Genomic DNA, 19,966 nt, shown 5'->3' with positions numbered 1-19,966 from the left:
AAAAGTCATGATATGTTTGGCGAGTGGCTAGTTAAGAGTGATCTATTTTTATGGTTGATAGCAAGACGAATGAGCAAAAACTCGATGCGGACCGGCTAACTCAAGAAGAGATTGGACTGCGCAAGTACGAAGCTAAAATCAGCCTATTGAAGGTTGTTTGGGGCACTGCGGCGGTGGGGATTTTAAGTGTTTTGGTTCCCGGCGCAATTGAGTTTTGGAGCGTGAACCTTGAAAAACAACGGCTTAGAGCACAAGCTGAATTCGAAAGAGAAAAATTTCAATACGAGACACGACGCGCTTTCATGGACACGGCTCTCAATCAGGATATCGAGCTACGTTTGAGATTCGCAAGCTACCTTTCTAAGACTCTCAGTACAGGACAAAGTACGCCTTGGCATAGATATGAAGAGCACTTGGAGAAGCAGAGAAGTGAAAAAAAACTACAAATTCACGAACTGGAGAGGCAACTACGTAAGTTAATCGCCTTAGATGCCCTATCCGTTAGTCAGCAGATCGAGCTAGCGGAACTAGAGCGAAAGCTTGAATGGTCCCATAAAGAAATTGGATATGTTGAGCGAAATCGAAGTGTAGTGAAGTCAAAGGGGGAGCAAGAATCTGTAGAAACTAGTGGCTCTGGCAATTCCTCGATCCTTACACCAAAGTCGGAGAGCTGCCGGAAGAAATATTCAAAAGCAAATGCAATTTGGCACTGCATCGCTAGTGAGGAATTGGGTGTCAGAGAAGTCGCTGGCCCCCAAAATAACCCCAGAATAATGGGATACGCGCAATTTCTAGATTTGGATTACACCGGCGATGACATTCCATGGAGTGGGCTATTTGTTGCATGGGTCGTTGCTCAATCCGGCAAAGGGAAGTTACCCAACATCCCACTTGGAAATCGCAGCTGGCTTGAGTTTGGTAGTTCAACCGATGATCCGCAGGTTGGTGATATCGCCATTTTCTGGAGAGAAAATCGCCAAAGTTGGAAAGGTCATGTTGGGTTTTATGTGGGGCACGACGAGACACACTATCATATTCTTGGGGGAAACCAAAGTAATGGGGTTAATATAAGGCGTTACCCGCGGAGTCGTTTACTCGAATTCCGAGCCGTTCGAGATTGAGATTAAACCATTGTTCGTGCGGAGTATCGGTTACACAAATGAGTTTTAGACAGAATAGGGTGCGCGGTTGCCGCGCACCTTTGTTGTTTTTTGTTTTGGTCAATCAGCGTTTTTGTGCCGTCTCACCGGGGCGCGTACGGGTTATTGGCTGCGCCAAAACCCTGGCACGCGCTGTAAGTGTTTGACTGCGTCAAACACTTACCTTGTAAATTTCTTATGCTTGAGGCGCTTGGGTTCCAGGGCGTCTGGACCCAGACGGCGTTTTTTGTCTTCTTCGTAGTCTTCGAAGTTGCCTTCGAACCATTCCACGTGGGCGTCGCCTTCGAAGGCGAGGATGTGGGTACAGATGCGGTCGAGGAAGAAGCGGTCGTGGGAGATGACCACGGCGCAGCCGGCGAAATCTACCAGCGCGTCTTCGAGCGCGCGGAGGGTTTCCACGTCCAGGTCGTTGGTGGGTTCGTCGAGCAGAAGTACGTTGCCGCCTTCTTTCAAGAGACGCGCCATGTGCACACGGTTGCGTTCCCCACCGGACAGCAGGTTCAGGGGTTTCTGCTGATCGCCGCCTTTGAAGTTGAACGAGGAGCAATAGGCGCGGGAGTTGACCTGCGCATCACCAAGCTCGATGATTTCGGCGCCGCCGGAGATCGCTTCCCAGACGGTGTCTTTGTCGTTCAGATCATCGCGGGACTGGTCCACATAGCTGAGCTTCACGGTGTCACCGTATTCCACGGTGCCCTCATCTGGCTGTTCCTGACCGGTGAGCATCTTGAAGAGCGTGGATTTACCGGCGCCGTTAGGGCCGATCACGCCAACAATACCACCCGGAGGCAGGGAGAATTCGAGGTTTTCAATGAGCTGCTTGTCGCCAAAGTGCTTGGACAGCCCGTTGACCTCGATGACCTTGGAGCCAAGGCGCGGGCCGTTTGGAATGACGATCTGCGCACGGGTGATTTTCTCGCGCTCAGACTGGCTGGCCAGATCGTTATAAGCGGCGATACGCGCTTTGGATTTGGCCTGACGGGCTTTCTGGCCCTGACGCATCCACTCAAGTTCGCGCTCCAGCGTTTTCTGCTTGGATTTGTCTTCGCGGGCTTCCTGCTCCAGACGTTTGGCCTTTTGCTCCAGCCATGCGGAGTAGTTGCCCTCGTAAGGGATGCCGCGGCCACGGTCGAGTTCGAGGATCCAGCCGGTGATGTCATCCAGGAAGTAACGGTCGTGAGTGACGCAGAGGATGGTGCCTTTGTAGTCGATCAGGTGCTGTTGCAGCCAGGCGATGGTTTCCGCATCCAGGTGGTTGGTCGGTTCGTCCAAGAGCAGCATGTCGGGTGCTTCCAGCAGCAGTTTGCAGAGCGCGACACGGCGTTTCTCACCACCGGAGAGATCGGCGATATTGGCGTCATCGGGCGGGCAGCGCAGGGCCTCCATGGAGATGTCGACTTGGCTGTCCAGATCCCAGAGGTTTTCGCTGTCGATGGCGTCCTGAAGGACGGTCATCTCTTCCATCAGCTCGTCGGTGTAGTTTTCCGCCATTTCGATGGCGATGGCGTTGAACCGATCAACCTTGTCTTTCTTTTCCTTCACACCCAGCATGACGTTTTCACGCACGGAGAGGCTTTCATCCAGCTGCGGCTCCTGTGGCAGGTAGCCCACTTTGGCACCCTCGGCGGACCACGCCTCACCGGTGAAGTCTTTGTCGAGACCGGCCATGATCTTCATCAGGGTGGATTTACCGGCGCCGTTGACGCCGACCACACCGATTTTCACGCCCGGAAGGAAGGACAGGTGGATGTTTTCAAAACATTTTTTACCACCGGGGTAGGTCTTGGACACACCCTGCATGTGGTAGACATATTGATAAGATGCCATGGGAGCCGACTCCGTTCGCCAAAATCACGTTAGAGCGTGTGATAGCGGAGGGCGGGGGCGGGGGCAATCGCTAGTCATCGCCGAAAGGAACCACCTCAACTTCGCCGAGCTTATTCCGAGCTGTTTCAAGTACCACTGAGTGCATGCTGCCTCTGTTTAAGTCGTCGGGCATGAATTGTTTGTGGCGTTCATTCACCCACTCTTGGTCGGCCCGAAAGCCATCATTGAAGATGTAGTTCCAAAATTCACTAAGTAGTTGATGCCTTTCGACGCGGTGAGGATCTCTGTTGGGAAAAGAAAGTTTGTCGAAGCCTAGCGTCTCAAGAAGCCCTATTTGTCTTGTGTTCCCAAGACACAATGCTCGAAACTCTTTAGATGATTGATGCTTTAGAATAATTAGCCCCGCCAACATCCAGTTTGACAAGGCGCCACCCCAAGCTGTGTCGAAAGGGTGTAGTACTGAACAATGCGAATAGAGCCTTTCAATATCCCTAAGTGAGAGACTTTGGTTTAATCGAGGTAACTCCAGATAGACGTCAAGTGCTTCGGCCAATGGGTTGCCTGCTAAACCCATCTCTTCTTTTGCATTTTTCGAAAACTGCAATAAAGGTTTTAAACCAACGTGTTTATTGGCGTTGTTAAGGCGCATGCTGAGAGTGATGAATTTACCGAGATAACCTTCGGCATTCGAGCCAGAGCCATATCGTGACCTCACTGAATTTGCGAGTTCCAGTAGGTTGGTTCCCAAGACAAAATGCACACCATCTACGTTGAAGAAATGCTTGATTATTTCCAACACCGAGAGTGCGTAGTCGGGGCGACAGCGGTCTAATTCGTCAATGACGATGACCAGCTTTTGAGTTGGCGACCCTTGCTCATCAGGGGCAGTAAGCTGGACAAGCGCGCTCCGGAAAGCTTCCATTGCGGCGCGTTTGCCGTCTTCTTTTTTCCAAAAGTCATCCAGCGATTTGGCGATGTCGCCGCCTTCCTCTGAGAGCTTGTCGCCAATGTCATTGAGAGCGCCATCCTCGTCTCCGGTCAAAGAGATTGCTTTGCCCACAAGTGCAGCGGTGCCGAGCCGGAGCGCGGCTTTGCCTAGGAAAGGCGCGGCGTTCTTTGCGATGCGCCACGCTTTGGCTGATTTGCTTTCTGGGTCACGTTCGATGCGCTCCGAGATTGCGCTGGTCAATGCAATCAATGGATCATCGAGATAATCGTGTTGAAACGCATCAAAATAGACCGTCTGCGTGGTGTTGCCCTCGCGCTTGAGATGCTGACCAACCCAGCATTTCAGGAACACCGATTTGCCGGAGCCCCAAGCACCGTCCAGCGCGATGACCAGCGGGTCGTCTATGCGCTCGACAAGATCGGAGAGTTTGTCGCCCGTGGCCTTGCGACCAAGCTTATCGTGTTCTTCAAAGCCGTCTTCGTAAAGCTTGATCTTGGGTTCGGGAATGTAGAGGCGCGCCATGGGGAAATCCTTGGGGTAATCGCCTTATAGGTGCGTTTGGATTTCCCGATTGTCCAGCGTTATCCGCCTCTACTCAAACTCCACCAGCCGTTTGCTCTCGCCAGCGCTCATGTAAAAATACTCGGTCAGCGTGCGGCCGTCGGGCAGGCGTTCGTGCTCAACGGAGAGGCGCTCTGTGCCGTCAAAACGGGCGGCGGGGCCTGCGGGGCAGGTGGTGCGGAAGTTTTTCAGGGTAAAGCCGCCCTTGCGGTGGGTCTTGGTGGCCAGCGCAAAGGGGCCGATCTTGCCGCCACAGCTTTTCTGAACAAAGGCGATCACCTGTTTCACGCTGTAGCCCTCATGCAGCATCACACCGCGCACGTCCGGTGACTGCGTGGTGATCGTGTAGCCCACAAATTTCTTGTCCTGCGCCAGTGCCGGTGTGGCGGCGGCCAGAAGGGTGAGCGCGGCTAGGGCGGCTTTGGGTGTCATGCTGTGCCTCAGTTTTTTCGCCGACGTTAGTGGCTGTGCGCGGCCAGCGCAATACGGGGGGCTTCACGGAGGCGACAGGGGCGCGCGGGTGCGCCGGGCGGGCTTGACAGCCGGGGCGGGAAAAGGTCAGGAGGCGGGGTGCCTTACGGATTGCCATATGTCGCGCGCGGCCAGCGCATTGGCCTGCTGGGGGGATCGTTTGATCCGCCGCATGCGGGGCATGTGCATATCACGCTGGAGGCGATGAAACGCTTCGAGCTGGATCAGGTCTGGTGGCTGGTGAGCCCGGGAAACCCCTTGAAGGCGCGCGGCCCGGCAGGGCTTGGGCGGCGTTTGTTTGCGGCGCAGGCTCTGATGCAGCATCCACGGGTTTTTGTGAGCGATTTTGAGACGCAGGCGGGCACGCGCTACACAGCTGAAACCATTGCCAGATTGCAGCAGGCCGTGCCGCAGGCGCAGTTTGTCTGGCTGATGGGCGCGGATAATCTGGCACAGTTTCATCGCTGGAAAGACTGGCAGGAGATCATGGCGCGGGTGCCGGTGGGCGTGCTGGCGCGGCCCGGAGACCGGATTGAAGCGCGCACTGCCAAGGCGGCGCAGGTGTTTCGCAAGGCGCGCCTGAAGCCGCGTGAAAACCGGCTGTTGAGTCGTTCAGCGGCGCCGGCCTGGGGCTTTGCCAATGTGCCGATGCGCGCGATCAGCTCCACTGAACTGCGCAAAAATGGTGCTTGGCCAGAGGCTTAAGCGTTAGTTCAAAACCCATCTTTCTGCCCGAGCCTCTGTAAGCAACTGTTAACGCAACTTTCCTACGGTGAGCGCAACAGGACAGGGCTGTCTTGTGCTCAAAACCGTCTGATCCCTTGGTGCGCAAAAGCGCCGTGGCGCGCAGATGAGTGCGGTCACTCACCCGCCAAAAAGGCACAGATGCCCCCCTGAGACTATGGCAATGACCTCTCTGGCAGAGGCAAACTGGGGGCCGCTTAGCGGATCGAGGCAATGGCCTATTTGGTAAACTTTCTGACGCGTCTGCTCGACCGTTTCTTGGGATTTTCGATCATGGGGCGGCTGCTGCTGCCCATTGTCGGCTGTATCGTGGTTTTCTTCACCAGCTCCACCGTGTGGTGGATGAATTTGCAAACCAGCACCTTGCAGCACGCGTTTGAAAGCGAAGTGGTGATGGCGCAGACCTTTGTTGCGCCACCTGTGGCTGCGGCAGTTTGGGATTTCAACACCGATGGCGCGGAAGGCGCAATCGCGGGCATCGTTGAGATTGAAGACGCGATGTTTGCCAAAGTCTTTGTCGATGGTGAGATCTTTGCGGAGATCGCCTTGGACGGGGCGGACACTTCCGGCTGGGACGAGGGCGTTGCCGAGGTTCTGGCGCTGGAAGCAGAAAGCGCCCGCCTGTCTGTTGGGGACGTTGAATACATCAAATTCCCGGTGCACCACAGCGATGGCACGCTGGTGGGCGAAATGGTGATGGGCTTTGACCACAGCCGGGTCGTGGCCGTTGTGAACCAGCTCTACATGCAGTCGCTGGTTGTGGGGCTCGCCATGGTACTGGTGATGGCCTTTATCGTTTACATCATCGCGGCCAGTGTGACTCTGCCGCTGGGTGGCATCATCGAGCGCATCGACAGCCTGCGGGAAGGCGACACCGAGGGCGAGGTGCCGAGCGATCGACGCAAGGATGAGCTGGGCCGTCTGGCGCGTGCGGTGGTGGAATTTGTGCAGACCATCAAGGCGAACAAGACCCTGGAAGAGCAATCCCGCAACACCGCACGGGAGCAGACCGAGGTGGTTGGCGAGTTGGCGGATGGTCTGAACCATCTGGCGCAGGGCCTGCTGAGTCACCGGATCACGGCGGAAGTTGGCGAAGATTATGAAATGCTGCGCGCGGATTTCAACAAAACCGCGGAAGCGCTGGATGATGTGATTGGCCGGGTTCTGGCAACGATCTCCCAGATCGAGGAAGAGACCGGCTCGATGGCGGAGGGCACGCACAACCTCTCCAAACGCACGGAGAGCCAGGCGGCGACGCTTGAGGAAACCGCGGCGGCGATCAGCCAGATCACCGAAAGCGTGCAGAACGCCACCAACCAGACCAAATCGGTTGAGGCCACGGTGGATGCCACCAAAGCCGAAGCGCTGCGCGGCGGAGACATTGTGAAACGTGCGGTTGACGCGATGCAGGACATCGAAGATTCCGCAGGCAAGATCTCCGAAATCAACCGCGTGATCGAAGACATCTCCTTCCAGACCAACCTGCTGGCGTTGAACGCCGGCGTGGAGGCGGCACGTGCCGGGGACAGTGGCCGTGGCTTTGCGGTTGTGGCCTCAGAGGTGCGCTCGCTGGCGCTGCGTTCGGCCACCAGTGCGAATGAAATCAAGGAGCTGATCGACAACTCCACCGACAAGGTGCAGGTTGGTGTGGATCTCGTGGATGCGGCCGGTAAGGCGATTGAAGAGATCATCAAGAAGATCGAAGACGTGAGCAAACTGGCGGTGCAGATTGCCGAAGGCTCGCGGGATCAGTCCACCGCGATCACCGAGATCAACTCCGGTGTGATGGATCTGGATCGGGTGACCCAGCAGAATGCAAGCCTTGTGGAGCGCTCCAGCGCGCAGGGCCGGGCGCTGCAGGCGGCGGCCGGGGAATTGGCCGAGCTGGTTGCGAGCTTCCGCCCGTCCTCTATTGAGGCGCGGCAGGAAGCCTCTGACACGGACGACTGGGACGAAGATGAGAGCGACCTGAGCTTCCGCCAGTCCGCCTGATCGTTCAAAAAAATCAAAGACCGGAACGCGCCCATGTGTTCCGGTCTTTTTTTGCTCATTGCAGACAATTTCAAACAAATTAACCTCTCTGGGCGACTCTTATGGTAGCTTGGATTCGCGAGAGTCTTTTGGCCCCAAGGGGATGGGAGCGACGTCATGAGTAAGTCAGTTCAACACTTCTTTGCATTGGTTCTGCTGTCTGTGGTCGTGCTGAGTGCGACCAGTTGGTTGGGGGTTTGACCCCACCCACCTGCTTTACGGAAAAGCGCCCTTTTAAAAGGGTTTAGCGCATGGCGTTGAGGTCGCTGCGGCCTGTGTGAACGCTGGAAATCTGGGCCAAAGGGATAAACCGGATGTCGGTCACAAAGGCGGACGCCGTGGTTTGCGCCTTCGCCTCACCGGCCCAATCTTTCAGGCTTTTGTCGACCGCCCAGAGATTTGCAAAAAGGTAGCCAGCGACCTGAGGTAGCGGGGCGTCTTCTGCGGTGACCGCCAGCAACAGATGATCCCCCGCGAACCACCGCAGCCGGTCTGGATGCCACTCAAAGGCATAGCGCGCTGCGCGCTCTGCCGCATCAAACCCCAAAGGCACTTTGCGGTCATGGAGTTGGCCGTCCACAAACCACGCGAGATTGATGGTTGTGGTGTCCTGTCCCAGAAATTCGATGTCGATTTCGTCGTGGCGCGCGCCGCAGTAGGGGCCGGTGTAGGTGAAGAAGCCGGTCACGACACCGCCGCCCTTGGCAGGCCGGATGGTGGCCTCATAGCGCCCGTAGTGGCTGAGGGATGTGTGGCGGATGGAGCCGCCGGAAAAACGGTTTTCGCGGGCCGCTTGCGGCGTCAGCGTCAGATGAAGGCCCTTGTTAAAGGCGACATTTGCGCGGGACCAATCGGTGTCAAACATGGGATGTGAAAAGGCATAGTGCGCCACTTGCCAGTCGGGCGGCGCGGCGGCCTCAAAGCGGGCCTGAAACCCGTTGGCTGGGTCGCCCGGTGGCTCGGCTGCGTGTAGCGAGGTGGAGGCCAGCGACATCAGCAAGGCTCCGAGCGAAACAGAAGAGCAGGTGGCTCTGCGGGCTTGCAGGGAAGGCGTTGCGGTTGATGAGGCAGCATATGCGCCGCTGAGACGCGATGCGGCTTTGAGCCACGCATACAGTTGCCCCCAGATCCGCACCCCGTCTCCACCCCGCATTAAGGTTAATAATCGTTAACCTTAATATATCCGAGGGGGCGCCGGTGCTTGGCAAGGGAAATTTACATTTATGGTTAATTTGAGGGGGCAGGTTGAGGACGCGGTCGTGCAGCGTGTGCGATCGCAGCCGAAGGTTCAAGCCCGTGGCTGTGGTTGCCTTGTCAGCTTTCTGGTCGTCAAATAGGGGGTGAGCTACCTCGCGCTGCCTAGGACGACAGCGAGCAAGGGCAGGGGGACGTTACGGTCTATCCGTTTGACCCACCTGCATGCGCCTTAGGGGCATGTTTTGGCACGGATTTCCACACGCCGGTTCAGAGGGGAACTCCCCGGCAGGCTGTCCAGCGGTTGGCTTTCCCCCATTGAAATGACCTCTTTGATCCGGCTGCCATCCGCCATGGAGGCCCTGAGGGAGGCGGCCACCACCTCTGCGCGTTTGAGCGCCAAGGCCTGATTGGCGTTTGCGCCGCCGCTGGTGTCAGAATGGCCGATCAGGCGCAGACAGGCGGTTTGCATCGGCGCTGCATTGAGGACCGCGGCCAGGGCGGCCAGTTGCAAGCGCGCGTCACCATCCAGCGCGGTGCCTCCTTTTGCGAAGAAAATATGGCTCTCCAGAATGTCCGCTGACAGCTCTGTTGTCACAACGCGCTGCGGCTGCGCATCGGGCGCATCGGCGCATTGATCCGCACGCACACCATATTCCCGCATGATTTGTGCGCAAATCTCTGACTCACTCATCGCCAGAACAGGTGAGCAAAACCCAATCGCCGCCAACAGGCAGACATAACCAAACAACCGCATAACGAGCACTCCTTGGATAAATTGTCCCGACAAGTCGTTGAATTTTTGTAAATCCTCGAAATAGGTGCCGCATGCGGTGAAATTACATATGTTTATGTTTTGTTCACGCCTCTTGGGCAGTATGGACCCTGTTGTTTGTTTGTATGGGTGCGCTGCATGGTTGCAGAAGGTCAATTGGCCAACCGGCACACGTGGATTGACGCGATGCGTCTCTTTGCCGGGCTTTCAATGGTTGGATTACATGTCACGGCGGATGCCCATGGGCAGCCGTTTCCGGATGCGACGCCGTCAGAACGGGTTGCCCCGATGTTGATCCGTGCGGTGCTCTATACTGCGCGCACTGAGCTCTTTCTGATGATCTCGATCTTCCTGCTGTTGATGGCGCTTGAGTGCCGTCCGCGCGGCTATGGTGCGACCATAAAGGAACAGGCGCGCAGGCTGCTGGTGCCGTTCGTTTTCTGGACAGTCTTCTTTGCGTTTTATGGGCTGATCAAAGCTGACGCGCTGGGGTATTTTTCGCCCGAATGGGCGGAGCTTGCGGCCTGGCAAAGCTGGGTTGGTTTTCTGCTGCTGGGCAATGTGAAGTATCACATGCATTTCATCCCAACGCTGTTTGCGCTTTTGTTGTTTTACCCAGCCTACCGCGCGGCGGAAAAAGCACCGATTTTTGGCCTGTTCGCAGTGGTGTTTTTGCTGATGAAACAGGTGCTTGACCCGGTGATCTTCAAGATGTTCTGGGGCGCGGATATCCTGCCTTACATCGTGCGACTGGCCAAAGTGGCGACCTATACCGGCTATGGGCTTGCGGCGGCCGCGATTTTGGGGCTCTGGCGGCGGTCCGAAGCGCCTGAGCGCGAGGAGTGGCTTGGGCCGGTGCTGCTTTTTGCTGTGGGGCTTTTTGCGTTCAAACTGGTGGCGATTTCCGATGTTATCGTCACAGGGCAATGGGATTTTGCCTATGCGCCGGGCTTTTGGGCCGACTATCTGATGCCGATTGCGCTGCTGTTTATATGTATGTGCCTGGGGCACAGGGCTTGGCCAAGTTGGATTTCCAAGGTCGCGAAATACACCTTTGGCATCTACCTGTGTCACCCGATCTTTCTCGACCTCGCAGAAGTTGCATTGAAAGACAGCCACCTGCCACCCATCGCGTTGATCGGGGTGGAGTTCCTGTGGACCTTGCCGATGACTCTTGGGTTTGTCTGGCTGCTTGGCCGCTCCCGATGGCTGGGATGGACCATTGGTCTGGGTCGATTTCCCCAAATCTCGCGTGCTGCGCGCTCACAACCGATTTGATCAAGGAGGCAAACATGCTCACCACAAGCGAAGACCTTGGCATGATTTCCGTGATGAAAGTGGCCACAAGCCGTTTGACATCAGCCGATTTTGCCGCCCTGCGAAAGGCACAGATGGCGGCGGAAGAGCGCGGGCGTTTTGCCCATCTGGTGGATCTAAGCGGGGTGCGCCGCGCCGCTGTCTCCGGCCTCGCAGCGCTTTTGGAGTTTCAGAGCGCGACCAAATCCAACGGCAGCATTGCCTTTTTCGGCGCGCAACCCGCTGTGAAAGCCGAGATCCACAAGCTTGGCATTGCGCCACTTCTGAGCCTGTTTGACACGCGCAAGGAGGCCTTGGCCCATCCCGCGTTTCGTGCCTGCCAGTTGGCCGGTGTCAAATCGGTGCTGCTTGTTGCGGGCGCTGGCAGCCGGATGGCGCCAATTTCACATGACACGCCAAAACCGCTGGTGGATCTGCTTGGGCAGCCGGTGATTGAACATGTGATGCGGCATTTGGAGAGTTTTGGCCTGCGGGATTTTATCCTCAACCCGGGTCATCTGGGGCCGCAGTTTCATACCCGTTTCAAAACCACTGCCCACCGCAGCATCCAGTTCTTTAACGAGGGGCAGTTTGTCAATCGGCGCTGGCAGCCTGCGCCGCTCGGTTCTGCTGGCACACTTTTGGCGTTGCAGGCGCAATGCGCTGCATTTGAAGAGGATTTCTTTGTTTTCTGCGGGGATGCGATCATCAATATTGATCTTGCAGAGATGATGGCGCAGCACCGCGCAAGCGGGGCGGAGGTCACGGTGGCGGCCACGTCTGTGCCGCATGAGGAGGTGCATAAATACGGGATCATTGAAGCAGATGCGCGCGGGCGCATCACGCATTTTGTGGAAAAGCCTGCGTCGGAGCAAACGCAATCACGGCTGGCAAGCACTGGCATCTATGTCATGAAACCCAGCGCGCTGCGCCATCTCAGCTCCCGTTTTACCTTACCTGATGCGTCTATGCAGGGGCTTGATATCGCGCAGCATCTTTTGCCGGAAATCTTGAAATCAGGCGCAGCGCTGCAGGTGTATGAGGCCCCATTTGACTGGGTCGATATCGGCTGCCCCAAGGACTATTTCGCCGCTGTCTCCAAAGCGTTGCGCGGCTTGATCGCGGGCGTCTCTCCTGAGGCCCAAGAGGTGCGGCGCCATGTCTGGCTGGCGCCGGGGGCGGAGCTGTCTGCGCGCGCGGTGGTGGTGGGGCCTTGTTATATCGGCCCCGGTGCAAAGGTTTTGGCAGGCGCGAAACTTGACGGGCCCACGGTGGTCGGCGCGGGCGCCAGGGTCGCTCCCCGCGCGCTGGTACAGCGCTCGATCCTGATGCCGAACACTGCCGTCGCCCTGGGGACCTGGCTCAGCGACATGATTGTTTCGGCCGATTGGGCCATCGACCACCGCTTTGCAGATGGCGGCACAACAAGCGCTGTGCCGATGGAAGGGGTTACCCACGCCGAAGTCGCGCAAGCCCCTGTCGACTTGCCGCGTGTCGGGAGCTTGTGATGAGACTGTGGTCCGGTTCGGTCTTATGCGCCGCGGTGCTGAGTTGTCTCTTGTGGGGCGCATTTGCGCAGCCCGCCAGCGCGCAGTCAGGCGTAGGTGTCTCAAATCCAGCACTCACGCAGGATCGGTTCTGGCTGTTGTGGGAGAGGGTCAAATTTGCTGGACGCCATTGTCCGAACGGTGCGCAATGCGTTGAACTCAAAAGCTATTCCAGCCGCCCCCTGACCACCAACAACACCGGCTTCATTTACCGGTTGTTCGGATTGCAAGGTGGCCTGCACAAAGCTGCCGAGCTGCCAAAAGATCACGCCGAGGCTCCCAACATATGTCGCAAAAATCAGATCGAGGCGGCGCTTGGATTTGATCCCATGGCCTTGCCCAAATCTGAGAAGGGCGAGGTTTTGCGCGGCGTTGACGCGCTGCATCTTGATTTGACCGGGCTGAAAGCCCCCCCCGGGTTTTCGGCAGACTTCGGGCCTTCGCTGCACACGACGTTTGTGCGCAAGCTGCAGGCCGCGGGGATAGAGGTGGTCGATAAAGACGCGCTTCCTTCGCTTGACGGGCAGCCCACACTGAACCTCTATTTCTCGTTTTCTGATCCGGAGGACCTGTGTGACTACCAATACTCGGTGTTTGCCTCTCTTTCTCAGGATGTTCTGCTGACCCGCGATCCGCGCATCAAGGTCGCCGCTGGCGTCTGGTCCTTTTCCACAGGCTCCTCCGCGCGTGATCACAGCGGCACTGAACGGGATGCCATTTTGCGCGTGGCAGAGGCCTTTGTGCGCGACCATCAGAAGGTCAATGGCCGCTGAGCCCCAAGAGACGATGCACAAAGCTGCATCCAGTCGCTTGCGCCAAACAAAATGATCCAAATGAAGGTGTAAGGCCCTGATGACGCGCCCGTATTTCACAGCTTTTGAGAGGCGCAAACCGCCAGCGTTTGCCCCGATGTCCGCCCGCCAGCGCGCGATCTGGCATTTTTTGGCAGGCTGCGCTGTTGCCGCCGGAGCCTATTATCTGCAGTGGCGCTGGAGCGCGTCTTTAAACGCGGATGCGCTGGGGTTCTCGGTGCTGGTGGTCGCGGCCGAAACACTGTTTTTTCTGGGAACCCTGCTGTTTTATTTTGATTTCTGGGACGAAGGGGACACGCCCGCTCGGCCCTATGATAGTGCGGCGTTTGAGGCGGCATCAGGTGCTCCTGCGCCGCAAAGCGTGGATATCTTCATCACGACCTATGATGAGGATGTGGCCGTTGTGGCCCCATCGATATCGGATGCAAAGGCGGTCGTCGCGCCCGAGGATATACGCGTGCAGGTCTGGTTGCTGGACGATGGGGATCGGGCCGACATGGCGCAATTGGCCAAGCACCACGGCATCGGGTATTTTTCGCGACGTGAAAATCTGGGATTCAAAGCGGGCAACCTGCGCAATGGGCTGCTGCGCACATCGGGCGACTTTGTGGTCATCTGCGATGCGGACACGCGGCTGTTGCCGGGCTTTCTTCAAAACACGCTGGGCTATTTTTCTGATCCGCAGGTCGCCTGGGTGCAGACGCCTCATTGGTTTTATGATGTGCCGCCGGGGGAGAGCTGGTCTGACTGGATTGTCAGGCGCATAGGAGGCTCCCCTGCACATCGCTTGGTCACGCTGGCCGCAGCTGTGCTGACCTGGATCACCGGGCGCGGCCGGATTGGGGCAGACCCTTTCCTCGCAGATCCCACTGTGTTTTTTGACGTCATTCAACGCAGGCGCAACCGGAACAACGCCGCATTTTGTTGCGGGGCAGCCTCAATCCACCGGCGCGAAGCGGTTTTTGCCGGGGCGATAAAGCGCAAATCGGCTGCGGTGGGGCGGTTGCAAACACGTTTGATGCAGCCCGTGGCGACATGCCTGCGCGCGCTGCCTTTACAGCCATACCGGTTTCACGTGTCAGAGGACCTTTATACCTCGATCCTGCTGCATGAGGATGCGGCGGCAGGGTGGAAAAGTGTTTACCACCCGCAGGTTGAGGCGCGGATGTTGTCGCCCATGAGCCTGACCGCCTGGGCCGCGCAGCGCCTGAAATATGCGGGCGGCACTTTTGATATTGCGGCGCATGACAACCCGATTTTCCGGCGTGGCCTGAGCTGGCGTCAGAAGCTGCACTACGGTGCGACCTTCTGGTCCTACCTCAATGTCCTCTGGGCGCCGATACTCCTGCTTGCGCCGATGGTTTCCCTGACCACCGCTGTGACGCCGGTGAAAGCCTATTCCCTTGACTTTTTTATGCATTTCCTGCCCGCGGTGGTGCTGGGGGAACTGGCGATGTTGGCGGCCTGCAAAGGGTACCCTGTCGGGCCCGGGCGGGTGCTTGGCGTTGCCACGCTCCCTGTGCATTGGCATGCGCTCATTTGCGTGCTGCACGGGCAAAAGCCGCGATTTGCACCCACGCCCAAATTGCCGCTGGTTGGCGGCGGGCTGCGGCATGTTTTGCCCCATCTCGTGCTGCTTGCCCTGATGAGCGGGGCCGCGGCTGTTGGTATTGTGCGCACCGCGCTCGGCCACACGGGCTTCAGCGCGCCGCTGTTGTGGGTCAACCTGTTTTGGCTGGGGGTCAATATGATGTTGATTGCGCGACTGGTGCCGATGGCCTGGTGGACCCCGCCAGCGGCGCGCCACGCCGAAGAAACGCAGATAGAACCGGAGGCCGCCCATGGCGCATGTCAGCTTGCAACCTGAGAAGACCCGCAATTCCAACCGTATGAGCTGGGCCTTTGTGGTCGGGCTCTTGGCCACGGCGGCGCTTGCGGTTGGGACCGATGGCTGGGGGCAGGTGATGCGGCAGAACACGCTCGCCACGCTGTCAGAGGAACTGCGCCATGTGCCGCAGCCGGCCCGCGGGTTGACCGCACAGGACTGGCAGGATGCTGAAACCGCTTGGCGGTATTTTCAAGCCAATTTCCGCGCAGAAACCGGATTTGTCGATGCGGTTGACGGCCACCCCAATGCGACGATGTGGGATCAGGGATCTCATTTGCTGGCGCTGATGGCGGCAGAGGGGCTTGGGCTGCTCTCACGGGAGGATTTCCTGACGCGCAGTGAGGCCTTGATGGCAGGGCTTGAGCGATTGCCGCTGTTTGAGGGCCGTTTGCCCAACAAGGCTTATGACACGCGCAGCCTGGTGATGGTGGATTACGCCAATACCCCGGTGGCGGAGGGTGTCGGCTGGTCGGCGTTGGATGTGGCGCGCATGTTGATGGCCCTGCGGGTGTTTGAAATCAGCGAGCCGGCTTATGGGCCGCGCATTCGAGCACTGCTGGCGCAATGGGATTTGAACGCGATGACGGTTGATGGGCGACTTTGGGGTGCCACCCGAGAGGAGGGCGTGACGCAATACACGCAGGAGGGGCGCATCGGTTATGAGCAATATGGCGCGCGTGCGGCGGCGCTTTGGGGATTGGATGCGCTTGAAGCCAGCACAGCCCGCCCGATCCTGACCTGGGAAACGGTCAGCGGGGTGGAGGTTGCGGCAGACAGGCGGCGCGCAACCAGCTTTGGCGCGATCACGCCGGTTCTGAGTGAACCCTATCTTTTGCAAGCGTTCGAGGTCGGGCTGAACAGTGAATCACGCCTGCTGGCGAGCCTGGTCTATGCCGCTCAGGAAGCGCGCCATGCGCAGACGGGGGCGGCGACGATGGTGTCAGAAGATCACATCGATCAGGAGCCACATTTTCTCTATGGCGCGGTTTATGGCAACGGGCGTGATTGGGCTGTGGTTGCAGAAGACGGCAGCCTGCATGACGATCTGCGCACCGTGAGCCTGAAGGCGACCATTGGCTGGGATGCGCTTTATGGCACGGCTTACACGGAGAACCTGAGGGATGAGTTGTCGGATCTGGCCGGGCCAACGGGCTGGATGGCGGGCCGATATGAAGCTGATGGGCGCGTCAACACTACTTTGACACTCAACACCAATGCCGTGGTTCTGGAAGCGCTTCACTATAAGTTCAAGGGGCCTCTGCTGCGTTGAGGGCCGCGGGCAGGGGCGAAATGGTCGGTGTCTAGGCTGACAAAAGGCCCCGATTTGAGAGGGAGCATACCCTCATAGAGGTGGGGCGCAGCTTTGCGCGTCGCCAGATATAGCTGGTGTGCAGGCGGTGAGCGTGCAGGCGTGATCCCTCGAACTGTGCTACGGTGATCAGAGGTTTGCTTTGGCTTTTGCTCCTGCCCGTCAGAAGCTCTGAAGGACTGTCTTTGCCGATCCCGACAGAATGTCAGTGAATGAGCGCTCCGGCACTGTCACCTCGATCGCGGCGTGGGTGCCGCTGGGCAGGTCTTCCAATGTGCTTTGAAGCAAATGGTCGGTTTTCTGCGGGCGCAGTTCCAGTTCCACTTGTGCCAGCGTGGCGGCGTCTTGCACGGGCGTGATCTGCTTGATCTGACCCGATATTTGCGCCTGGAGTTTCCCCATGTCCAGCAGGCGGACGGGCAGATGGTCGCCCGCTTTCAACTGAGCAGCCTGTTCTTCCGGGAGCGTGATTGCCGCATGAAATACCTTGTTTTGCGGCTGGTGAATTTGCGCGAGCGTCAACGCGGTGTCTGAGGCCTTTTCTGGTGACAGCTGTCGCAGACGCAGCAGCTGGCCGGTGCCGGGAGAAATCAGCCAAGGTGCGTCGATCAGGGCGGACAGCGCGGTCAGCTCCGCTTCGATTGTCAGCGCGTCCTGCTCCAGACGCTGCACCTCATTTAAAACAGTTTTTCTTTGGGTTTCCTGCAGGAGGGCCAGATCAAACTCCAATTCACGAATGGAGGCCTCAAGCGCTTCTTTCTCAATCGCGGCGCGCAGTTTGAGCACGCCTTGTGCCGACGGTTTGGCCAGGGCTGCGCGGGCCAGCAGCTCCTGCACCGCCAAGGCACTTTTGCGGCGCAGGCTATCGCGGCGCTGTTGCAGCTTGTCCCGGGCCAGACGGTTGAGGCGATGGGTGTTGTGACACCGTGCCAAAGCGCTTTCCTTGCGCAGATCCAGAGGCAGATCAGCCTCCGCTGAAAGCGCCTCCGTGGATGTGGCGGGTGCTTCGGAGACGGGCGTGCCGGTATTTTCCTGAAGCAAGCACCAGCGGTGCTGTCGGTTCAGCGCCAGTTGATTTGAGAGCTCTATACTATGCTGGGCCATTGCGTCCCGATCATATCGGGCAAGCTTTTGCCCCTTGGAGACGTCATCGCCATCCTGTGCCAACACGCTTTGCAGGACGGCGCCTGCGGGCAGGACCACCGGGAGCGTGCGGGCCTGGCTGACAAAGGTGCCAGTGTAGCGCTGTGTCGGCGTGATGGTGATGTGCTGGGAGAGGGACCAGGCACTGACCCCGAGCAGGGCGCAGGAGGCCGTGGCCCAGCCCAGCCAGACCAGCGGCATCCGGTGAAAACGGCGCGGCGGTTTGAGATCAACGCTGGCGGGGCGCATCTTGGCTCACCTTGCGAGAGGACAGCAGTCGCGGATCATAGGTTTTGATGGCCACAAGCAGGATGCCGCCGCCATCAGAGGCGCTGCTTTCCACATCGAGCGAGTCGCGCATGATCTTGGCCAGCGGGGACAGGCGCTCCCCGTCCACCGAGGTGTCTGCGGCGGTTTTGGCTTTCTGGATCGCACCAGAAGAAAGCGCGAGGCGGCTGTCGATCATCCGGATCTGGCATTTGCCCACGAAATGTTTGAACTCAAAGGATAAGCTGTCTGCCTCTGTATGTGTCTCAATCCCTGATTGGCAGGCCAGACTGAGCATTTCATTGGCCACCATACAGACAGCGCGGCGGTTGGCCTCGTCCCCCTCGCGGCGGAAATGGCTGCAGATCCAGCCATCCAGCGCCTCTTCGCTTTCAAGGCTGCGGGGGGTGACAAAGCGGTGCCAGCCGGAGGCCTGCCTTTCGCGAATGTCTGAGGTGGCGGCAAATTCGATGATCCGCCCGTTTTGCATCATCAAGAGCTGGTCACATTGTTCCAGCAATTGCCGGTTTTCGGTGATCATCAGCGTGATATGGCCAAGGCGCGCATCAGATTTCAGGCGCTGGCCCAAGGCCACCAACAGGCTTTCGCTGGCGCCATCTTCGGGGCGGTCGAGCAGATAGAGGCCGGGCCGCAGCGCCAGCGCGCGCGCAAGTGCCAGCGCCTTTTGTTCGGTGCAGGACAGCTGTGTGACGTCGCTGGCGTTTTGGATGCGATCCACAGTATCGGCGGTGAAGACCAGATTTTGCAGCGCTTTTCGCGCGCGCTGCAACTGCAGATCGCCAATGAAACAGCTGAGATTGTTCGCGCCGCCGCCGGGGACCGAAAGCGGTATTGGCCCCACCAAGGCAGAGGATAGGGCACGAGCCTCTGTCTGGCGCGCCCAAAGCCCTGTGCCCTGTAACGCGACATGGCCTTCCACCAAGAGCCCCTCAAGATCATGAGGGGCATGCAGCGCGCGCAGCAGCAGGGATTTGCCGGAAAAACTGTCCCCAGACAGGCCAATGATCGTGCCCGGCTCTGCGCGGAAGGAGACGTCGGACAAAAGGGGCGTGCCATCCGGCGTGCGCACAGAGAGATGGCTGACGATCAAAGCTGTGTCGTCTCCTTCAGCGTCTGCGGAATAGGGCGCAGGCAATTGGCGCACCTCGGCCGCGCGGTGCTGCAACTCGGGATCGGCGCGGGATATCTGGCGAAAGAAAGCGGCGAAAGCGTCCGCTGACCAGCAGGTTACGAGGGCGATGGTGGCGATTGCCGCGACGTTGAGCACATCTTGGGCCACAAGCCAGGAGGCCATGGCAAAGCCACCGATCAGGCCGCACAACGCGAGCGCGCTTTGTGTGGCGTCCAGAAAGGCGCTGTCTCCCCGCGCGGCATTGGCGAGATCAACCGCGCGCTGATCACGCCCGGACAGAAAGGCGACCGCCTCCTGCGGTAGAAATTCCCACATCGACTCAGAGCGCATTTTTTGCGCAACGACCCCGCAGAACAGCCAACTGAGCGCGGCAGTCAGCACAAAAGGCACCGCCAAATAGGGGGAAAACACAGCAAAGATGGCGCAGGCAAACAGCCCGACAACCGCCCGCCCGGTCACGGCATGGCGCAGCCGCATATAGCGGTATCCGGCCAAGGCGCGGCTGTGACCCACTTCAAAGATGATCATCCCCAAAAGCGGCACGACAGCCCCCACGGCCAGCAGGGCCGCCAGAAGTGTCTGCCCGTTCAGTGCAACCTGCTCATAAAAAAACACCACAAAGATCGCGACCGAGAGCAAACACAGGCCGCTGCCCAGAGAAAACAGGATGGAGATCGCCGTGGCCCACATCGGGGTGGCGCGATCCTGAAAAGGCACCGGCTGCGCATCGGTGGGGCCAGCAGACCGTCTGGACGCTTCCATAGCGTTTTGAGGGGGGGAGATATCGGACATAACCAAGGAAACCTTCACAACACGTCTTTGTTTTAGCGCGCAGAAGT

At 58.4% G+C, this 19,966-nt stretch carries 15 protein-coding genes; 8 read left to right on the top strand and 7 right to left on the bottom strand.

Annotated elements, in window-relative coordinates:
* The first annotated feature begins 50 nt into the window (after nucleotides 1-50).
* Nucleotides 51-1,121 carry a TIGR02594 family protein gene (locus J7400_RS06740; RefSeq protein ID WP_209061094.1) on the top strand — a complete coding sequence of 357 codons (1,071 nt, stop codon included), beginning with the start codon at nucleotides 51-53 and terminating at the stop codon, nucleotides 1,119-1,121.
* A gap of 198 nt (nucleotides 1,122-1,319) precedes the next feature.
* On the opposite strand, the gene ettA is transcribed toward J7400_RS06740, so the two are convergent.
* The 3 genes from ettA to J7400_RS06725 form a co-directional block, all read right to left on the bottom strand.
* Nucleotides 1,320-2,987 carry an energy-dependent translational throttle protein EttA gene (gene ettA, locus J7400_RS06735; RefSeq protein ID WP_209061092.1) on the bottom strand — a complete coding sequence of 556 codons (1,668 nt, stop codon included), beginning with the start codon at nucleotides 2,985-2,987 and terminating at the stop codon, nucleotides 1,320-1,322.
* Nucleotides 2,988-3,057: 70 nt separating this feature from the next.
* Nucleotides 3,058-4,458, bottom strand: a complete 1,401-nt coding sequence (locus tag J7400_RS06730) for a P-loop NTPase fold protein (protein ID WP_209061089.1) — start codon at nucleotides 4,456-4,458, stop codon at nucleotides 3,058-3,060.
* A 69-nt stretch (nucleotides 4,459-4,527) separates the two neighbouring features.
* A complete protein-coding gene (locus tag J7400_RS06725; protein WP_209061081.1) occupies nucleotides 4,528-4,929 on the bottom strand; it encodes a hypothetical protein in 402 nt (133 codons plus the stop codon).
* A gap of 138 nt (nucleotides 4,930-5,067) precedes the next feature.
* Between J7400_RS06725 and J7400_RS06720 the strand changes: the two genes are divergently transcribed.
* Entirely contained in the window at nucleotides 5,068-5,673 is a 606-nt protein-coding gene (locus tag J7400_RS06720; RefSeq protein WP_348540129.1) for a nicotinate-nucleotide adenylyltransferase, read from the top strand.
* A gap of 252 nt (nucleotides 5,674-5,925) precedes the next feature.
* Entirely contained in the window at nucleotides 5,926-7,704 is a 1,779-nt protein-coding gene (locus tag J7400_RS06715) for a methyl-accepting chemotaxis protein (protein ID WP_209061079.1), read from the top strand.
* 283 nt (nucleotides 7,705-7,987) lie between these two features.
* Here J7400_RS06715 and J7400_RS06710 read toward each other — a convergent pair whose 3' ends face one another.
* A complete protein-coding gene (locus J7400_RS06710) occupies nucleotides 7,988-8,737 on the bottom strand; it encodes a family 16 glycosylhydrolase (RefSeq protein WP_209061076.1) in 750 nt (249 codons plus the stop codon).
* A 432-nt stretch (nucleotides 8,738-9,169) separates the two neighbouring features.
* Complete coding sequence (locus tag J7400_RS06705) at nucleotides 9,170-9,694, bottom strand: OmpA family protein (RefSeq protein WP_209061074.1); 525 nt, start codon at nucleotides 9,692-9,694, stop codon at nucleotides 9,170-9,172.
* Nucleotides 9,695-9,850: 156 nt separating this feature from the next.
* On the opposite strand from J7400_RS06705, the gene J7400_RS06700 reads away from it, so the two are divergent.
* From J7400_RS06700 to J7400_RS06680, 5 genes are all read left to right on the top strand, one after another.
* Nucleotides 9,851-10,990, top strand: coding sequence for an acyltransferase (locus J7400_RS06700; RefSeq protein WP_209061072.1), 1,140 nt, complete (start codon nucleotides 9,851-9,853; stop codon nucleotides 10,988-10,990).
* 14 nt (nucleotides 10,991-11,004) lie between these two features.
* On the top strand, nucleotides 11,005-12,516 hold the full coding sequence (locus J7400_RS06695) for a sugar phosphate nucleotidyltransferase (protein WP_209061064.1): 1,512 nt from the start codon (nucleotides 11,005-11,007) through the stop codon (nucleotides 12,514-12,516).
* Nucleotides 12,516-13,328, top strand: coding sequence for a hypothetical protein (locus J7400_RS06690; RefSeq protein ID WP_209061062.1), 813 nt, complete (start codon nucleotides 12,516-12,518; stop codon nucleotides 13,326-13,328). Before J7400_RS06695 ends, J7400_RS06690 begins: the two co-directional genes overlap by 1 nt.
* Nucleotides 13,329-13,407: 79 nt before the next feature.
* Complete coding sequence (locus J7400_RS06685) at nucleotides 13,408-15,234, top strand: cellulose synthase catalytic subunit (protein WP_209061061.1); 1,827 nt, start codon at nucleotides 13,408-13,410, stop codon at nucleotides 15,232-15,234.
* On the top strand, nucleotides 15,209-16,525 hold the full coding sequence (locus J7400_RS06680) for a DUF3131 domain-containing protein (protein WP_209061060.1): 1,317 nt from the start codon (nucleotides 15,209-15,211) through the stop codon (nucleotides 16,523-16,525). Before J7400_RS06685 ends, J7400_RS06680 begins: the two co-directional genes overlap by 26 nt.
* A 201-nt stretch (nucleotides 16,526-16,726) precedes the next feature.
* Here the strand turns inward: J7400_RS06680 and J7400_RS06675 are convergent, their stop codons facing one another.
* Both J7400_RS06675 and J7400_RS06670 read right to left on the bottom strand, forming a co-directional pair.
* Nucleotides 16,727-17,956, bottom strand: a complete 1,230-nt coding sequence (locus tag J7400_RS06675) for a hypothetical protein (RefSeq protein ID WP_209061059.1) — start codon at nucleotides 17,954-17,956, stop codon at nucleotides 16,727-16,729.
* Nucleotides 17,937-19,919 carry an ATP-binding cassette domain-containing protein gene (locus J7400_RS06670; protein WP_209061057.1) on the bottom strand — a complete coding sequence of 661 codons (1,983 nt, stop codon included), beginning with the start codon at nucleotides 19,917-19,919 and terminating at the stop codon, nucleotides 17,937-17,939. Before J7400_RS06670 ends, J7400_RS06675 begins: the two co-directional genes overlap by 20 nt.
* Nucleotides 19,920-19,966 lie beyond the last annotated feature (47 nt).

The sequence above is a fragment of the Shimia sp. R9_2 genome (genome assembly GCF_017743735.1).
Taxonomy (GTDB): domain Bacteria; phylum Pseudomonadota; class Alphaproteobacteria; order Rhodobacterales; family Rhodobacteraceae; genus Shimia.
This window is presented reverse-complemented; position numbering and strand designations above follow the sequence as displayed.